General features: G+C 35.2%; 17 protein-coding genes. 11 read left to right on the top strand and 6 right to left on the bottom strand.

Annotation, left to right across the window (positions count from 1 at the left end; translation table 11 throughout):
- Positions 1 to 286 precede the first annotated feature (286 nt).
- The 7 genes from BTN98_RS04835 to BTN98_RS04810 all read left to right on the top strand — a co-directional run bounded on the left by BTN98_RS04835 (position 287) and on the right by BTN98_RS04810 (position 5984).
- A complete protein-coding gene (locus BTN98_RS04835; protein WP_061000296.1) occupies positions 287 to 595 on the top strand; it encodes a helix-turn-helix transcriptional regulator in 309 nt (102 codons plus the stop codon).
- The gene (locus BTN98_RS20265; RefSeq protein ID WP_156451845.1) at positions 592 to 768 is read left to right on the top strand and encodes a hypothetical protein; all 177 of its coding nucleotides are present in this window, start codon (positions 592 to 594) and stop codon (positions 766 to 768) included. Before BTN98_RS04835 ends, BTN98_RS20265 begins: the two co-directional genes overlap by 4 nt.
- A 5-nt stretch (positions 769 to 773) precedes the next feature.
- Complete coding sequence (locus BTN98_RS04830) at positions 774 to 1085, top strand: helix-turn-helix transcriptional regulator (RefSeq protein WP_061000298.1); 312 nt, start codon at positions 774 to 776, stop codon at positions 1083 to 1085.
- 9 nt (positions 1086 to 1094) lie between these two features.
- The gene (locus BTN98_RS04825; protein ID WP_061000300.1) at positions 1095 to 1859 is read left to right on the top strand and encodes an EAL domain-containing protein; all 765 of its coding nucleotides are present in this window, start codon (positions 1095 to 1097) and stop codon (positions 1857 to 1859) included.
- A gap of 372 nt (positions 1860 to 2231) precedes the next feature.
- On the top strand, positions 2232 to 3848 hold the full coding sequence (locus BTN98_RS04820) for a phosphoethanolamine transferase (RefSeq protein WP_065190206.1): 1617 nt from the start codon (positions 2232 to 2234) through the stop codon (positions 3846 to 3848).
- A gap of 76 nt (positions 3849 to 3924) precedes the next feature.
- Positions 3925 to 4602, top strand: coding sequence for a response regulator transcription factor (locus BTN98_RS04815; protein ID WP_061000302.1), 678 nt, complete (start codon positions 3925 to 3927; stop codon positions 4600 to 4602).
- 2 nt (positions 4603 to 4604) lie between these two features.
- Entirely contained in the window at positions 4605 to 5984 is a 1380-nt protein-coding gene (locus BTN98_RS04810) for a sensor histidine kinase (protein ID WP_061000304.1), read from the top strand.
- A 15-nt stretch (positions 5985 to 5999) separates the two neighbouring features.
- Here BTN98_RS04810 and BTN98_RS04805 read toward each other — a convergent pair whose 3' ends face one another.
- On the bottom strand, positions 6000 to 6938 hold the full coding sequence (locus BTN98_RS04805; protein ID WP_061000306.1) for a LysR family transcriptional regulator: 939 nt from the start codon (positions 6936 to 6938) through the stop codon (positions 6000 to 6002).
- Between the two features lie 98 nt (positions 6939 to 7036).
- Here BTN98_RS04805 and BTN98_RS04800 point away from each other — a divergent pair, with 98 nt between their 5' ends.
- Positions 7037 to 8248 carry an MFS transporter gene (locus BTN98_RS04800; protein ID WP_061000308.1) on the top strand — a complete coding sequence of 404 codons (1212 nt, stop codon included), beginning with the start codon at positions 7037 to 7039 and terminating at the stop codon, positions 8246 to 8248.
- Positions 8249 to 8328: 80 nt separating this feature from the next.
- On the top strand, positions 8329 to 9969 hold the full coding sequence (locus BTN98_RS04795; protein ID WP_061000310.1) for a SulP family inorganic anion transporter: 1641 nt from the start codon (positions 8329 to 8331) through the stop codon (positions 9967 to 9969).
- 65 nt (positions 9970 to 10034) lie between these two features.
- Here the strand turns inward: BTN98_RS04795 and BTN98_RS04790 are convergent, their stop codons facing one another.
- A complete protein-coding gene (locus tag BTN98_RS04790; RefSeq protein WP_061000311.1) occupies positions 10035 to 10484 on the bottom strand; it encodes a hypothetical protein in 450 nt (149 codons plus the stop codon).
- Positions 10485 to 10768: 284 nt separating this feature from the next.
- Here BTN98_RS04790 and BTN98_RS04785 point away from each other — a divergent pair, with 284 nt between their 5' ends.
- Complete coding sequence (locus BTN98_RS04785; protein ID WP_061000313.1) at positions 10769 to 11713, top strand: DMT family transporter; 945 nt, start codon at positions 10769 to 10771, stop codon at positions 11711 to 11713.
- Positions 11714 to 11837: 124 nt separating this feature from the next.
- Here BTN98_RS04785 and BTN98_RS04780 read toward each other — a convergent pair whose 3' ends face one another.
- The gene (locus tag BTN98_RS04780) at positions 11838 to 12779 is read right to left on the bottom strand and encodes an SDR family oxidoreductase (RefSeq protein WP_162840647.1); all 942 of its coding nucleotides are present in this window, start codon (positions 12777 to 12779) and stop codon (positions 11838 to 11840) included.
- A gap of 68 nt (positions 12780 to 12847) precedes the next feature.
- Here BTN98_RS04780 and BTN98_RS04775 point away from each other — a divergent pair, with 68 nt between their 5' ends.
- Positions 12848 to 13735, top strand: a complete 888-nt coding sequence (locus BTN98_RS04775; RefSeq protein WP_061000315.1) for a LysR family transcriptional regulator — start codon at positions 12848 to 12850, stop codon at positions 13733 to 13735.
- A gap of 86 nt (positions 13736 to 13821) precedes the next feature.
- Here the strand turns inward: BTN98_RS04775 and BTN98_RS04770 are convergent, their stop codons facing one another.
- The 3 genes from BTN98_RS04770 to BTN98_RS04760 all read right to left on the bottom strand — a co-directional run bounded on the left by BTN98_RS04770 (position 13822) and on the right by BTN98_RS04760 (position 16739).
- Entirely contained in the window at positions 13822 to 14190 is a 369-nt protein-coding gene (locus BTN98_RS04770) for a hypothetical protein (protein WP_061000317.1), read from the bottom strand.
- A 291-nt stretch (positions 14191 to 14481) separates the two neighbouring features.
- Positions 14482 to 16191: a L,D-transpeptidase family protein gene (locus tag BTN98_RS04765; protein ID WP_061000319.1), complete on the bottom strand. Its 1710-nt coding sequence runs from the start codon at positions 16189 to 16191 to the stop codon at positions 14482 to 14484.
- A gap of 284 nt (positions 16192 to 16475) precedes the next feature.
- On the bottom strand, positions 16476 to 16739 hold the full coding sequence (locus BTN98_RS04760) for a hypothetical protein (RefSeq protein WP_061000321.1): 264 nt from the start codon (positions 16737 to 16739) through the stop codon (positions 16476 to 16478).
- Positions 16740 to 16968: the final 229 nt, after the last annotated feature.

Genomic DNA, 16968 nt, shown 5'->3' with positions numbered 1-16968 from the left:
AACTATGCCTTCTTATAGACTAAAAATCATACTTATAATCTAAAGAAAACGCATACGAACACCATAAAAAACCACATTATACGACTAATCATTCAATTTTTAATTTTAAATAAAAAGCTTTTATTCTTCATAACCACCCAAATAACATACCAAAATGGAATTGCTTTATGCTTTTTACTCATGTCGTATTTTTAATACAAATGCATCTGTTTTTGATTATTTTATTTAAAAAAAACATAACCCTATTGTAGAATACTCAAACGATCTTCCTAGCCATAATCTTTATATGAATATAAAAATACTTAGACTTCGGTATTCATTACAACTATCACAGAACGATATGGCTCTGATTTTAGGAATATCTAGAAGTACATTAGTGAGAATTGAACGAGGTAAGATTTCTCCCAAAGCAGATATTATAAAAAAATTATCTTTATTGTCAGGTAAAGAAATTAGTTATTTTTATAATTCTGAGGATAATTTTATAAAAAGAATAAAAGAAATCATTAACGACAATAACCTTAGCATCGATGATGATATTTTATTACTATTAATAAACAAAATCGAACTTGATATCATTGGCGATAATTTATGAAAAAAACACATTATAGAAAAACATTAATATCTATAAAAGTAATGCGCGATTTTATAAAACAAAAAATATTAAACAACGATTTATCAGATATCAACCTACTCCTTGATATATATGATTCAAAAATCACAGAACTCTCGGTAATAATTAATTTAAAAACTGGAGGTGACATTTAAAATTTATGCATAACAACATAAAAAAAGCCCGTTCTGAGTTAAATATATCACAATTAGAAATGTCTCATTTATTGAATGTATCAAGACAGTCCTATATTGATATTGAAAATGGAACAAGAATTCCACGCGCTGACTTGTTATTAAATATTTCACTCATTACCAATAAAGAAATTTCTTTTTTCTATAACGAACATAACTCAAGTAAGTTAGACCATATAGCTTTTTTATTAAGGAATAAAACAGTTCAAGAAAAAAACAATTACCTCGAAATATTAGAATCTCTAATACAAAAAAACAAAAACAATCATTTATCTTAATGGTATATTATGAACAGCATTGAAATTACAAAAAAACAAATAACCGATGCCATTTTTACAGGAAAAATACAACCATTTATTCAGCCTATAGTAAATAAAAACAAAGTGTTAGTCGGATATGAAGTCCTAGCTCGATGGATCGTATCTGAACATGAAATTCGGTTACCTTTAACGTTCATACCGATAGTCAAAGATGACCAACAACTTTCTGAATGCTTAACAAATGCTCTCTTGTTACAGCTAATCAGTCATTTTAAATTCCATAATAATATTGGGCTATTTATCTCTATAAACATATATAGCCATAGTTTAACTACACCAATCATTAATTTACTAATAACATTAAATCAATCGATTAACGTGGTTATTGAAATACTAGAAAATGATGACATCATCAACATTGAACATTTTAGAACAACCTTAGATTTTTTAAAAATTGAAGGGATAAAACTGGCTATAGATGACTTTGGATGTGGTAACAATGTCAATAAACGACTGTTTGACTATCCTTTTGATTATGTGAAAATTGATAGATTTTTTGTTAAAGATATTGATATTGATGTATCTAAGTTCAAATCACTGCAGGTAATAGTAGCACTAATACACCATTTCGATTTACCTATTATTGCAGAAGGTCTAGAAACCGAAACTATTTTTAAATTATTAACTGGCCTAAATATAGAAATGTATCAAGGGTACTTATTTTCAAAACCTATTCCTTTAGATGCTAAGTTATCTTTATCTCGCGACACTGCTCTAAACCATTGCGTATAAAGCAACCAAATATCCACCAATAATTAACATTTAACCAACAATGGTGCTTAGATATAAAACTTGATATCAAAGCACCCAAAACGCCACAAAAAAATAGCACTCATTAAATCATACCAAAAGAGTATGCCTTTCGGCTTTTTTTGGTACCTTTTATCGCCGTATCAGCGGTACGCCTTTAAAATTATGCATAAAGTATAAATAAAATAATTAATTGCCATAATGATAAATAATACATTTCATTTGCATTCTACATCTTGCATTTGATAACTAACAAAGCACTATTGTTTCATACAGCAAATTAAAGAGTCTTAAGTAATTCTTAAGTTACATCACAGATAATCTGAGTATTGATTGATTAATTAAAGAATAACAATGCGCAAAATTTTTCACTTAAAGATGACCAGTTTTATTGTATGGATGTCGCTCTATTTCACTCTTTGCTTTAATTTCCCGACCATAGCAAAGATCTTTTCGTTAAGTAATACGGTATCAAACCCGTTTTTTCCCTATACAGCACCTATTGTCTTAATTGCTGCTTTTATAATCATTTTCAGTTGTTTGTGTTGGCCATATATTTTTAAAGCCATCATGATCTTTTTAGTCATCACATCATCCATGGCATTATTTGCTGAAGTGAATTACCACACTTTATTTGATAATGCGGTTATTGAAAGTATCTTCCAAACACGCTCTGATGAAGCATTATCGTATGTTAATTTACATTCTATAACATATATTATCGTCTTTGGTTTAATACCAAGCATTTGGATTGCTTGCATTAAAATCACTAAGCGTGAAACATTTATTAAAGAAATTATCGCGCGCATTATACTTATCGGCATCGCTACAACTGCACTACTTATCATCGCGTTAACGAACTACAAAAGTTATGCCGCAGTTGGTCGTAATAACCACTATTTAAACCGTATGATCATTCCTGGCCATGTATACGCCGGTGGTAAATACTTATATAAGGAATTTATTTACAAACCGCTGCCATACAAAAAACAAGGCTTAGATGCCAAACTATTACCAACCAAAAACCACAAGCCGACATTATTTGTCATGGTTCTTGGTGAAACCGCACGTACTTATGATTATGCCTATAATGGTTATAAACGCGACACTAACCCTTACACTAAAAATGAAGGGATCATTTCATTTAGAAATGTACAATCATGTGGTACTTACACCGCATTATCCGTACCGTGTATGTTCTCTAACCTAACCCGTGCTCACTACAATCAAGATCGTGCTTATACTCAAGATAACGCCATTGATATTATTCACCGCGCTGGTGCTGAAGTGTTATGGATCGATAATGATGGCGGTTCAAAAGGTGTTGCAGCCAGAATGCCTTATGTTGCAACTGATACATCAAAACATAATCAATATTGTGACGGTACCAGTTGTTATGATGGCGTAATGCTAAGTAAAGCTGCAGCCTTTATAAACAAAGATGATAAAAATAAATTACTTGTTTTACATCTTATTGGCAGCCATGGTCCAACATATTTCCAACGTTATCCAAAACAATTCGACCGTTTTAAGCCTTCTTGTAACCGTAGCGATATTGAAAATTGCACCGACCAAGAAATTAAAAATGTCTATGATAATACTATTCTCTACACTGACTATGTCGATGAGCAAGTAATTAAGTTATTGAAGAAAAATGAGAAAAAATACAATGTTGCGATGTTATACATGTCTGATCATGGTGAATCGCTAGGTGAAAATGGCTTTTATCTTCATGGTGCGCCTTACCCTATAGCACCGAAAGAACAAAAACATGTGCCGTGGTTATTATGGATTCCAGTTCAATATGCGCAGCAAAAAGGTATTAATCTTAGCTGTTTAAAAGCGAAAGAAAACATTGGCCATTTATCACAAGATAATTTATTCCATAGTTTATTAGGCCTTTATGGTGTGCAGTCTAAGATTATCAACCCTGCACTTGATATTAGCGCGAGCTGTAGAGTAAAAGCATAAACAATTAAGGTAACACTATGATTTAATGTATACTTATACATTCTGTATGAGTATACATTTTTGCGTTGAGTTTATAATGAAACTATTGATTATTGAAGATTCCTCACCGTTGCGCCGTAGTTTAGTTGTTGGATTCAATAACTTAGGGTTCACAACTGATGAAGCAAGTAATGGTACTGACGGACTCAGCTTAGCACTTAATAACCCCTACGATATTATCATTCTAGATCTCATGTTGCCGGGTATCGACGGTATGGAAATACTTAAACTATTAAGGAAATCAGCACTACAAACACGGGTTATTATCCTTTCTGCTAACAGCCAACACCAAGACCGTATAAACGGGTTGCTGCAAGGCGCAGACGATTACCTTACTAAACCATTTTCTTTTGATGAACTACACGCTAGAGTTATTGCTATTTCTCGACGCGGTATTATTAATAATTTTAGCAACACCATAACGATTAATGGCTTTACTTTAGATTCAAACACCATGAGTTTGCATTATGAAGCGATCAATATTAATCTGACACCTAATGAATTTAAAATTATTGAGTACCTCTTTAACCATCCAAATCAAGTGATGAGTACAGCAATGATCAGCGATAATATTGCCAATAATTTTGATTATATTTCTAAAAATACTATTGAAGCGCATATTTCCACTATACGAAAAAAAATTAAATCTCATTCAATTACAGCGACTTTTCCACTTAAAAATAAACGTGGTTTTGGCTACTATATTGAGAATTAATAATGATTAAAACACGTTCGATAAAAAGAAACTTAATCAATGCAATTTCCGCAATCTTTGGATTATTTATCATTATTGTGTATACATTTATTGATACAAGCATTGATGATTGGGCTCAACAACAGTTCAAAACTGGACTCAAAGAGCAAATGGAGCAGATAAAAATCCTGATCAATGATCATTCATCTCCCATTGTTGATAACAAAAATAGCCATTATTTTTACCAAATATGGAAAAACAATCAAACGATCAAACGGTCATTAAATCTTCGTCCCTATCCTGAACTAGACCTGCACCACACTAAAATTGCAACTAATTCAAATCAGCTAGTTCAAGTAACTATGCCAAATAATACACCAGGGCAAGCGCTTTTATCATCATATGTTCATCGCAACAAAGATGGTTCAAGCGACTATATGTATATCACCGTCGCAACCTCAACCAAAAGCCTTACTCGTATAACAGGACTATTAGATATTTTGCTAATTGGCAGCTTTTTATTATCAATGATCATTATTCGAATTGTGACGAAAAAAATTGTTAACCAAGGATTGCAGCCTTTAGACTCATTAAACCAACAAATTAAAACCTTCAATAATAATAATGACGATTCAAATAAGCATTTTATTTTTGATGGCGAAAAAAATTACTCTGAAATTGACTTAATAATTAATGAATTAAATAATTTTTTAATCATTAATCGTAATAGCATTGAAAATGAAAAACGCATCACATCAGATATTGCACACGAAATAAAAACGCCTATCGCCGAACTAATTACACTCACAGAAGTCCACCAGCGTTTTCCTGATGATAAACGTTTAGCTGAAACATTTACTGATGATATTTTACATATTTCAAATAGAATGCGAATAATCGTAGAGAACTTATTATTACTTCAACGGACATCATCAGCAATTGAACTATATAAACAACCATTAGATCTGAAGGTACTATGTGATGCTATTGAACAAGAATTAACCTTTAAATACCCTGATATCAGCACCAGAATAACCCAAAATATTCCACTTGATACCACTATAATTGCTGATACATTTAGCTTAAAAACAATTCTAACCAATTTGGTTGATAATGCGCTGTTTTATAGTTTACCCACTACCAATATCCAAATAAACGTTGTCGATAAAACGTCAAACTTCATTATTGAAGTCATTAACACCACGACTGTTCACTATTCAGAAACTGAACTCGAAAAATTAGTTCAACCGCTTTATCAGCATGATCGTTCAAGATCAAACGATAGTCGCTATGGCTTAGGACTATCGATTGTTAATAATATTTGTAAAGTCAATCAGTACCAATTAACGATTTCACAAACAATAAATAGCGATTTTAGCGTAATGATATATATTCCTAAATAACAAATCATCATATTATTATGGGATTTTTTGATCTATCTCTACCATACTTTGAATCCCCGCAGTCATTATTTCCATAAATAATCGCAGTCTTTTTGAGTAATAATTTGAGTAGGGATATACCAAATAAATCGGTAATGGATCAGCTTGCCATCCTTCAGCAATATGTACAAGTTGACCTGTTAGTAAGTAAGGTTCAACTAACCATGAAGAGACGGTACTTATCCCTACGCCATCCTTGACACATTCAACAGCAGAATAAAGATTATCTGTCGATAGAATAGGATCTAATTCTAATATAGAAGTTGTACTACAAACAGTATTCTTTAACGTTAGCTCATGATTATAAAAACTACTGATCGCAATCCATGGCCATTGCTGTAATTCAGTAATATTATTCATTTTCCCGTATTTTTCGATCAGTGAAGGAGCTGCAACCACAATACGAGGAACATGCGCGATGAGTTTTGCAACTACATTTGGAGTGGTAACAGCACCGACATGAATTGCGCAATCAATATTATCAGCAAGAAAATCAGGCAAAGTATCATTTAATAGCCAATCAACACGCATTTCTGGGTATGTTGTAAGGTATTTAATTAGTGGCTTAACTAACTGTTTCTGACCAAAAGCATGAGGTACTCTTACTCTCAATCGCCCCTTAATTGTAGCAGTCTCATTAACTACCGAGTCTTCTAATATTGACCACTGCGCTAATAATTGTTTAGCTTGTTGATAACAATTGTCCCCTTCATCGGTTAATTTTAATTGATGCGTTGTACGCAACATTAACTTGCAATTAAGAATTTGTTCCAATGATTTCAAGCGTCGACTGATCGTCGGTTGAGTCGTACTCAATTGTTTAGCAGCAGTACTTAAACTTCCAGCTTCAACAATTCTTACCCATGTTTTAAGTAATAATATTCGGTCGAGGTTTTTTAGAGTCTGTATGTTCATACGTTGAGTGTATAACAGTATTACGATTATGCCATCTATAAAATTAGTATTCGTTCAGGCATATTCTCGTCAATACTTTTTCCGTAAACGGACACACGATGACTCTCATAGCTCAACCGCTGACTAAGCAGCAAACATTACCTCTTAAACAACTCTTTGGCTTATCTGTAGGTGCTGGATTTAGTGTCTCTGCCATTTATTATAACCAACCTATTATCGGTTTATTATCAAATGCCTTTCAAATAAAAATCAGCGAAGCAGGACTCATTGCGATGCTCACTCAAATCGGTTACGCATTAGGAATATTTTTTCTCGTGCCGTTAGGAGATATGGTTAATCGTAAAAAGCTGATCATTTCTAAATTAGTTCTTCTTTGTGCTGCCCTGTGGCTCTGTAGCTTTTCTTCTACTTTTCCAATCTTATTAATTACGAGTTTGTGTGTCGGCATTTTAGCTACATCGGCACAAGATATTGTCCTTGCTAGTACCGTAATATCACCGCCAAATCAAAGAGGAAAATCAGTCGGTATTGTAATGACCGGATTATTATCAGGAATACTCTTATCACGTGTGTTTAGCGGTATTATTGGTCAATTTTGGGGTTGGGCGATAATATTCCAACTTGCCGCTTCAATTATCATGGCATTGATTATCTATTTTTGGTTTTCATTACCTACAATGCCATCCCAAAACACACTTACTTATAAACAAATAATGGCCTCGTTAAAGCCACTATGGCAACAGTTTCCACAGTTAAGACAATCTGTTATTGCTCAATGTTTCGTATCAATTGCCTTTAGTGCCTTTTGGACAACTCTAGCACTGTTTTTGTCTCATAATTATGGATTAGGTAGCGCGACGGCTGGAACTTTTGGATTAGCTGGTGCAGCAGGTGCTATCTCGGCACCGTTAATTGGTGGATTGTCAGATCGCATTGGTGCACATAAAATACTATTAGTCAGTATTAGTATCGTCATTTTATCATTTATCGCGATGCTATTTATTCCATTCTTCGCTATACACCTGCAAATAGGATGGCTGGTTTTATGTGTGATACTTTTTGACTTTGGTATCAACGCAACATTAGTGTCACATCAAACGATTGTTTATAGTTTACAACCTGAAGCAAGAGGACGCCTTAATTCAATCTTATTCACGTTTATGTTTATTGGCATGGCAATAGGATCTGCTGCGGGGAGCTATCTTTATCAACATGTAGGCTGGAATGGCGTTTTAATGCTTACTATCGTCGCGCCGATGATCGCATTAATAATAAGAATGAAACCAGTAACAACAACAGATTTAGCTTAACGGTATTAATATTTTGATATTCGTATAAAGAATGCGATTATGCACGTAATTTATAGCGTCATCTTTAAGCGAACGATCAAATGCAAACTAAAGTACATAATGTGATGGCATGGCGTCAGGATATTTTTGCTGGATTATCCGTCGCTGCCATTGCCTTACCTGCTCAAATGGCAACAGCACATTTAGCAGGATTTCCCGTTATTTACGGTTTATACGTTTTTGTTGTATCCAGTATTGGTTTTTTCCTTTTTGGCAGCAATCGTTATTTATCATGTGGTGCCGATTCTACTATCGCACCTATTTTTGCCGTGAGTCTTGCAGGTTATGCTGCATTATTCAGTGCACAATATATGGCACTTGCTGCTTTATTAGCATTACTGGTTGGTGGCATTTTACTCGCGGTATATGTATTTAAATTAGGTTGGGTTGCTAATTTACTGTCTTATCCGGTGACATTAGGTTTTTTAGCTGGCGTATCAATTCATATTATTGTGAGTCAACTGCCAGCAATTTTAGGCTTACCACATGATATTGCATCACCGTTCCCGGCTATTTATCATTTAATACTGAACATAGAACAGTTTAATATTATTACTACCTTAATTGGTGGCGGTGTATTTGGTTTTATCTTTTGGTTTAGTCGTCAATATAAACGCTTCCCTGCTGCACTGGTTGCTTTAGGCGTTAGTATTACAATTGAAATAGGGTTAAATGCCAATAATATTCATATTCCAACCTTATCTAATCCTGCTGGGTTTGAGCTTCATTGGGCAATTGTTGGCTTACCATGGCAACAAGCATTAACGATTTTTCCATTAGCGTTATTGATCGCAATGATTTGTATTGTGCAAACATCTGCGGTATCTAATACCATTAAAGATCGTAATACCACGCCTAACTTTAACCGCGACTTTGCTGGTATCGGCTTGGGCTCGGTGTTATCGGGTTTAATTGGTGGTTTTCCTGGAAATGCGAGCCCACCACGAAGCATGTTAATTCAACAAGGCGGTGCGCACTCAAAATGGGCGGCTTTATTTTCAGCTGCGGTGATCTGTTTAGTGTTGATCTATGCGCAAAACGTGTTTCATTTAATACCTAAAGCAACCTTAGCGGGGATCTTAATGTATGTCGGCTTGAGTATTTTCAAATGGACTGAGATTAAGCGAATCTACCAACAGAATCGACAAGAGTTCTATCTGTGTCTCGCAACCATATTAATGATAGTCACTTTTAGAATAGATATTGGGGTAATGTTTGGAGTGTTATTATCATTGCTACACAGCGTGTTTATTATCACTCGTCCAAACTGTGAGGAATTATTTCGTGAGCCTCACTGCGATCATTGGGGACACCGCTCACGTTTAAACCCTGAAGATAATTTATCGACTGAAGAAGATGTTGCCGTACTTCACTTTTCAGCACCGTTATATTTTACGACTTTTTCATACTTTGAAGAGCGTATTTTACAACTCGCCAATACTCGTCCACTGCTGGATTTGATCATTATTGATGCCAGTAGTATCAGTGATATGGATTTAACCGCAGTAGATAAAATTGAAGTATTAAGTCAAAAGCTGACCCATCGCAACATCACATTACTTTTTGTTAATATTGAACATCCACGATTTCGTCATTTAGTTGAAACCACTAACCTATTGACGGTTTTAGGCCAAAAAACTGAATACAGCAGTATTGAAATTGCTATTAGTGCCCATCGCTAATTAAAGCTGACTAATTTCAATCATAAAAAGATATGTGCCACATCACGGCACATATCTCATTATTGTTATGCTAAATGCTTGGCTTGTTGTTGTAATTCTTTTTCCGCTTTCACTAAATCCTCAAAAGTCCAACCTACAGCTTCTGTTTTAGCCATAAGGTCGCAGATATCAGCGATCTGGAAGACATCTTCTGAACTATCACTGTAAGCCACGACTAACTGTTGATCTTTCATATCCCAAGCCTCTGGATCTTTATCACCAATAAGCCCATCTAAATAATCGCCTAAACAGCAATGTACGATTAAAAAATGTTGCATTTGCAATTCTGAAACACCAAAAAGATTAGCGGCTTCAACATAATCATACATATAGCTTGCAGATTCAGTATCAATAAAAAATTTAGTGACTTCAGCATCCCAATACTCAAAATCAACAACGTTAGACGCTACATAAGATTCAATTGCACTTACAACCACACAATAATCATTAACCATTGACTCATATTTGTTAGACATAACCACCCTTTAAATGCTGCTTATATACACCATGTTGAACTAACACAGGCACACGGTTTAATTTTGTCGCGATTATACTCAATACTAAGCCTATTTATAACAATAGACGCATAATAGTCCGTTATTATTTTATGGGTATGTGGCTCTATTTATGAATATATAAATCAATGGAATAAATATAGATTTACGTTCAATAACTTAGCAATTGATATTTGTCATACAATTCAACTAATGGTTCAATTATATTAGTTGTGATTTATATCATTATCTAAAGAATCATTATCATGAAAAATAATAAACTAGGCCTGCTGTACAGTAGTATTACACTTTTATTCTGGGGGATATTACCCATTGCATTAAAACTTTCGGAACAATTCATTGATGCAACATCACTAAGTTGGTTCCGTTTTTTCATTGCATTTATTATTATATTTTTAATTCAATTATCTGCTAAAAAGTTACGTCAGTTTCGAGAAATAACATTAATAGACACCATTAAGCTTTTATTTGCAGGTGTTTTTTTAACCCTTAACTATGTCACTTTTGTATTAACTTTAAAATATTTATCACCAGGAGAAGCTCAGCTCAACTTTCAAGTCGCCCCTTTTTTTCTTGCCTTTGGTAGCTTATTATTTTTTAAAGAACGCTTAACTCCAATTCAGCTTTCTTGCTTATTCACTTTGGCTATTGGCATTATTCTTTTCTTCCACCCTAATATTAGTGGTCATATTAATACTGGCAGTAAAGTCCTTATCGGGGTTGGTATTATTGAGTTTTCAGCACTCTCTTGGGCATGCTATACCCTGCTACAAAAATCACTGTTGGCTAAATTATCCACCTCAAATGTATTACTGTGTGTGTTTGGTGTAGGTATGGTTTTACTAACACCATTAACTGATTTTACTCGCTTAACAACATTAACAGGGTTTGATTGGAGTATTGCTCTTTTTTGCGCTTTTAATACCTTAATCGCCTATAGCGCATTGGCAAAAGCGTTAGTATTTTGGCCTGCGGCTCAAGTCAGTGCAGTTGTTGCCGTAGCACCTGTGATAAGCTTTATATCAACAGCATTGGTCGTCACAATGGGATGGTGGCCTGATATGATTAAATCACACCACTTAAGTACATTATCAATCGTCGGCATTATCGTTATTGTTGGTTCTGTTGCTACTATGCAATTATTACCCCATTTATTGACAAAAAATAAACAACGCCAACAAGTGAGTTAAAGCTTTCTCTTCTTTAAAGGGCTATCACACAGCCCTTTTTAAACCCATTCACTTGTATCTCAGCCAAAATACTACTTTATAAGACCAATCTTATCGATATTATGTGCTTAGAGGCTTTTTACCATTATTTAATAAACTGATTCGCCTTAGCCCAACGTTTAATTGCATCTTTCGCAACTGGAGCTGGACCAAAGAATCGTTCATGTTGAGAAATATCAGCAACAAAACGGCCTTTTTTAAAGAATAAGAACATTTGCAACATGTCGTAACCCAACTCACTAAAAAGTTTAATTGGACGTACAAATAGCGAAAATACAAACCAAGGGATCGTCCACGTTGATAGTTTTTTACCAGTGACCTCTGTGATCATTTGTATTAACTCAGCTTGGCTTTTTGCGCCATCTTGCCAACCCACATCAATCGATTGATTGTTAATATCATCACCAGCATACGCCGCAGCTTGTGCTAAATAATCGGCTAAATCATCAGTCAAAATATATGACCACTTGGTTGTTGTATCACCGATAGCATAAAAACGACCAGCTTTAAAACCATCAGCAATATAGTCTGATGTTTGATCTAAAAATGCTGGAGCACGAACAAAAACATAAGGGATCCCTGTGCGCTTAATCACATCCTCAGCCACTTTCTTAGCGTGAAAATGTGGCACACTTTCAGCCTCATCACTGTTAACAATACTTAAGAACACAAACCGCTCGACGTTTGCTCTTGCCGCAGCCTCAGCTAGATTTTTATTTCCTTGAAAATCAGCATCAAGACTTTCTTTCATATATCCATTAGCAGAGCTAATTACAATATCAACATTCTGCATAGCCAAATCTAAAGACTCAGCATCTAGCATATCGGCCTTAACCCACTCTAGCGCTGCAAACTCATTATCACTTGGTGCACCTTTACGTGACATCGCCTTAATATCAATATGTGGGTACTGCATTAACTTACGTAAAATTTTACGACCTAAAAAACCAGTCGCACCGACAACAAGTACTTTCTTCTTTTGAGTTTGCATAATCATCTCTTTTCCGTCTTCATTTAATAAAGCCATGTTATACAATTCCACTAATGACTTAAATACTATAAAATGGAAATGATTGGTTCATAAATGGGATAATAATGAAATTACTTGATGATATGGCACTATTTGTAGAAGTAGCAAAAGTGATGAGTTTTCGTCAGGCGGCTGAAGTAACTGGCGTGCCTAACTCAACCCTATCGCGAAGAGTTAGCGCCTTAGAAAAAGCAATTGGACTACGATTGTTTCATCGCACCACGCGAAAAATAGAACTAACAGAAGCTGGCCAGCTTTATTATCAACGCTGTCGTCGTATTGTAGACGAAGCTAAACTTGCCCATGAACAATTAGGTGAACTAGTAACTCATCCAACAGGAACTGTGCGTATCTCTGCACCGATTGATTTTGCGACTATTTATATCGCGCCTTTACTGCCAGAGTTCAGTCAGCGCTACCCTGATATTCGATTAGAATTTGATTTAAGCTCTCGCCGTGTTGATATGACATCAGAATCATTTGATGTTGCTATTCGTGCTGGAGAAAGCGAAAACTCAAGCTTAATTGCCCGTAAAATTGCCCACTTTCATCATTATGTGTATGCCAGCCCTAATTACTTAGCCCAATACGGCGAACCACAAACTCCTAACGATTTAGTTAATCATCAATGCTTTAGTATTGTAAAATCCGCCCACTGGGTGCTATATAACCAAGATAGCTGCGCTGATATAAAAGTAACCAACAAGTTATTTGTTAATAGTATCGGAATGATCAAACAGCTAGCGATATTAAATATGGGGCTAATTCTAATGCCGAAAGAGATTGTGGCTCAAGAATTAGAACAAGGTAAGTTAACTCATGTACTTCCCGATTGGAAAAGTGCCGCAGTACCCATTTATGCCATCACAGAAACGCGATTATTACCGGCAAAAACCCGCTGCTTTATTAATTTTTTACAGCAACAATTAGAGATGAAAATAATCAAAAAATAACGCGAAATAAAACACAAGGCAGCCATTCAGCTTTCTCGCAATAGTTCTAATATAAGTTATGGGTGTCCTGTGTTTTCTATGTCTATTTACACATCCTCTATCAAGCCTTGCTTCTTTAATTCAGATGTAATTGCTCCTTTTGTTCGTCCATGCATCTCTGAGAGCTCATTAATTAACGCACCATTATTAAAAGCAGCAATTAATTCTTGTCTTTCATCATTAGTCCAAGCTAATCCCGCATTTTGAGGTAGTCCTTTAGCAATATTTAGCTTTTGTTTTTTTTCAATTGAAATTTTTCCTTTTTCAGGCATTTTAACTAATGCCATTATCATAAATAATGAACGAACAATCTCAGGGTCATTATATGGTGAGTATTGTGGCAATGTTTCACCAGTTATTGGATCGACGCCATTCGCTAATGCTTCAACATTTTTAAACGCTGTAATAATATCCATATATCCTCTGCTTTTAATTATCTCTAACAAATTCTCTAGATGCATTTTTACAATATAAAAAACACCTTAACTTAGAAATTGTTTATATTTCATACTCGATAGACATCACAAAAACATGAAAAAAAATAAAAAGAAAACATAGATAAATGTAAGACAGCCAAAAAAATCAAGAGGTGAGAGGTTAAGAGATAAGAGATAGGACAGCCATACCTTGTTCAAGGTTATAATTTATGGCTGTCCTATTTTTCTTTTTTGTTTGGTTAAGCGAATCAGCAATGTGTATTTTCTAAATCAGCTACTTTGACCATTCAATGCCAATTTAATACGTTGATTCGTTCGGTAGTTTGGAATCGAAATAAATTGATTCTGAATCGGTTGAGCTCGCGGATTATCATAACCGTAAATATCATGGCGCACCTCTAACTGACCATCGGGTGTTACCCAAGCAGTTAAGTAAGCCACATCAACATTAACACGCGTGTTCAAGCCAATCTCACGGTGGTTATTGGTATTAATCATATCGTCAACCGATGGCAAATTCGGCATATTTTGATAAGACAATATCAATGTTGCCATCTGACGTGGGTGTTGAACACGCATACAACCAGAACTTAAATCACGGTGGTAGCGGTTAAACAATGGATACTCTGATTGCTCCTCGTCATGCATATAAACAGAGAACGAATCAGGCATCAAGAATGCCACCCGTCCTAACGCATTTTCAGGACCTGTATCTTGACGAAATTGATGGGTAAATGTCTTTGGATTTACCGTTGCCCAGTCAATTGATTCTGGTGGCACAACAGAATGATCTGTCCAGCTATTAATCACATCAATATGGCTATTCTTTAAAAAGTTAGGATTAGCTTTAGCCGCTGGAATAATATTCTGAACTTTAATCGTTTCAGGTACATACCAATAAGGGTTAATCACAACCGTATTAATGTATGACTGAAACAAATTGGTTGGCCGTTTTGGCATACCATCGATAATTTTCGATTCAAATACGGATTTTTTATTGTCATATAGCGTCATTTTGAAATCAGGAATATTAACAATAATTTGTGGACCATTTCCCTGCAATTGCGCAAAACGCTCACGTTGTAAGTTCAATGCTGTAATACGTGCCAAACTAGAATAAGGGCGTATTAATTGACTAACAACATCTGACCCAATAATACCGTCTATCTTCAAACCATAATTGCTTTGAAAGCTTTTTATTGCCTGGCTCATCACTCCGGTATTAGTAATCGTTTTTTGAGCAGTAATTTGTTGGTATTGAGGCTGAGTTAAATAGCCCAAATTCCAAAGCACAGTCGCCACTTTAGCGCCATAAGGAATGGTATCTCCGAGGTGAACTACGCCATCAAAGTGAACGTTACTCGAATCAAGCGGGTTAGCCGGTAGCGATAATAAGTGGCTAATAACATCCATTGTTGGCACAAACAGCGAAGAAGGAATAAGAGAGTTGATCTTTTGAACCGTTAATGGGAAATAATTCTGCGCCATTTTCAATGTCAACGGCGTCAATGTCACAGGCTGTGAATTGTATAATGGTCGAGGATCTTGCATTAATTGATGCACGTAATCGGCGTAAATCAAATAGGTATCAGTTAATAGCAGATCAAACCCACGCTCATCTGGCAATGCTTGTAGTTGCTTCAACTCTTTTAGACGTTGCGTCATACCAGGGAGTGTTTTGGAATCTGCCAACGCTTGTAATTGCGGCATAATCGCATTGACAAGCACTGGGTTAAACCAATATGGCATATAGTTATTTTCGGCATACAGCGCATTTAGAATATCACCGTTGCACACTTTTACAGTTGAATTGGCACACAAAGACGCAGTGCTATTTACTGTAGCACCATCTAAGACCTGCCAATCTAGCTTATTGCTCGCCACATTATCAGCCGCCAAAGCCGAACCACAGGCTAACAATGCTGACACGGTTATTACCGAACGAATCAATGTCGTTATTTTTTTGCAATTAAATTTCATCAACGTTCCTTAACTAAAAAAGGAAGAATATGCTTTTTTAGCGTTAAAATCATTCACCATTAAAAGTGACAAAGATTTCAAGAATGAAGAGTTGGCATAATTTATATTAAAAAGAAATAGATGCAGAATATTGATAGCTAAATATTTCAAGAAAAAGCGTATAACGGAGGCTATAAATTGCCATTTTGATACTAAATAACGCGCAATTGGTGGCCTATTTAGTGCTGATTTGAGTCTAAAAACACCACTAAAAGAATCTTTATATAGCCCTGTGATGATTCTTGCTATGGCCCAATTACAATTTGATGGAGAATATAAGTCGGGATCTCAATTTTGTCGTCAAGATTTACACCTCTCGATTCAGCATTAGCGCCAACAATTTCATTGAGCTGCTCATAACTAACACCAACAACTCGAGACGCTGCCATAAGCCCATTAATAAATGATTTCTTGTCGCGTTTTTGCTGTATTTCATCTAATGGTATTGCACAATATTCACGGTACTGTTGAGTTAGCAAAGCCAATAACTCAGCTTGTTTCGATTCCATATAAACTCCTTTTATTTGAAATATCGCAAATTATCAATAATTTAACGATAAGCTATTACTAATATATTACTCATCAGGTTCTGCAAGGTAAACATCCAACAACCATTAATAGTTATAGTCGTGCACTGTGTCGCATTACTTAACTTCACAACGCGTGGACAATAGATTCCCTATCGCCCTCGCGGGCATTCACTGTAGGGAATGACGGGATTGAGGCTTGGTAATTACT

The organism is Photobacterium aquimaris (assembly GCF_002954455.1).
Classification (GTDB): Bacteria; Pseudomonadota; Gammaproteobacteria; order Enterobacterales; family Vibrionaceae; genus Photobacterium; species Photobacterium aquimaris.
The sequence above is the reverse complement of the archived record's forward strand: the minus strand, read 5'-3'. Positions and strand labels throughout refer to the sequence as shown.

Coding starts and splice junctions, on each gene's coding strand:
- BTN98_RS04835 (WP_061000296.1), top strand. CDS start 287: ATGAATATAAAAATACTTAGACTTCGGTATTCATTACAACTATCACAG.
- BTN98_RS20265 (WP_156451845.1), top strand. CDS start 592: ATGAAAAAAACACATTATAGAAAAACATTAATATCTATAAAAGTAATG.
- BTN98_RS04830 (WP_061000298.1), top strand. CDS start 774: ATGCATAACAACATAAAAAAAGCCCGTTCTGAGTTAAATATATCACAA.
- BTN98_RS04825 (WP_061000300.1), top strand. CDS start 1,095: ATGAACAGCATTGAAATTACAAAAAAACAAATAACCGATGCCATTTTT.
- BTN98_RS04820 (WP_065190206.1), top strand. CDS start 2,232: ATGCGCAAAATTTTTCACTTAAAGATGACCAGTTTTATTGTATGGATG.
- BTN98_RS04815 (WP_061000302.1), top strand. CDS start 3,925: ATGAAACTATTGATTATTGAAGATTCCTCACCGTTGCGCCGTAGTTTA.
- BTN98_RS04810 (WP_061000304.1), top strand. CDS start 4,605: ATGATTAAAACACGTTCGATAAAAAGAAACTTAATCAATGCAATTTCC.
- BTN98_RS04805 (WP_061000306.1), bottom strand. CDS start 6,938: ATGAACATACAGACTCTAAAAAACCTCGACCGAATATTATTACTTAAA.
- BTN98_RS04800 (WP_061000308.1), top strand. CDS start 7,037: ATGACTCTCATAGCTCAACCGCTGACTAAGCAGCAAACATTACCTCTT.
- BTN98_RS04795 (WP_061000310.1), top strand. CDS start 8,329: ATGCAAACTAAAGTACATAATGTGATGGCATGGCGTCAGGATATTTTT.
- BTN98_RS04790 (WP_061000311.1), bottom strand. CDS start 10,484: ATGTCTAACAAATATGAGTCAATGGTTAATGATTATTGTGTGGTTGTA.
- BTN98_RS04785 (WP_061000313.1), top strand. CDS start 10,769: ATGAAAAATAATAAACTAGGCCTGCTGTACAGTAGTATTACACTTTTA.
- BTN98_RS04780 (WP_162840647.1), bottom strand. CDS start 12,779: ATGGCTTTATTAAATGAAGACGGAAAAGAGATGATTATGCAAACTCAA.
- BTN98_RS04775 (WP_061000315.1), top strand. CDS start 12,848: ATGAAATTACTTGATGATATGGCACTATTTGTAGAAGTAGCAAAAGTG.
- BTN98_RS04770 (WP_061000317.1), bottom strand. CDS start 14,190: ATGGATATTATTACAGCGTTTAAAAATGTTGAAGCATTAGCGAATGGC.
- BTN98_RS04765 (WP_061000319.1), bottom strand. CDS start 16,191: ATGAAATTTAATTGCAAAAAAATAACGACATTGATTCGTTCGGTAATA.
- BTN98_RS04760 (WP_061000321.1), bottom strand. CDS start 16,739: ATGGAATCGAAACAAGCTGAGTTATTGGCTTTGCTAACTCAACAGTAC.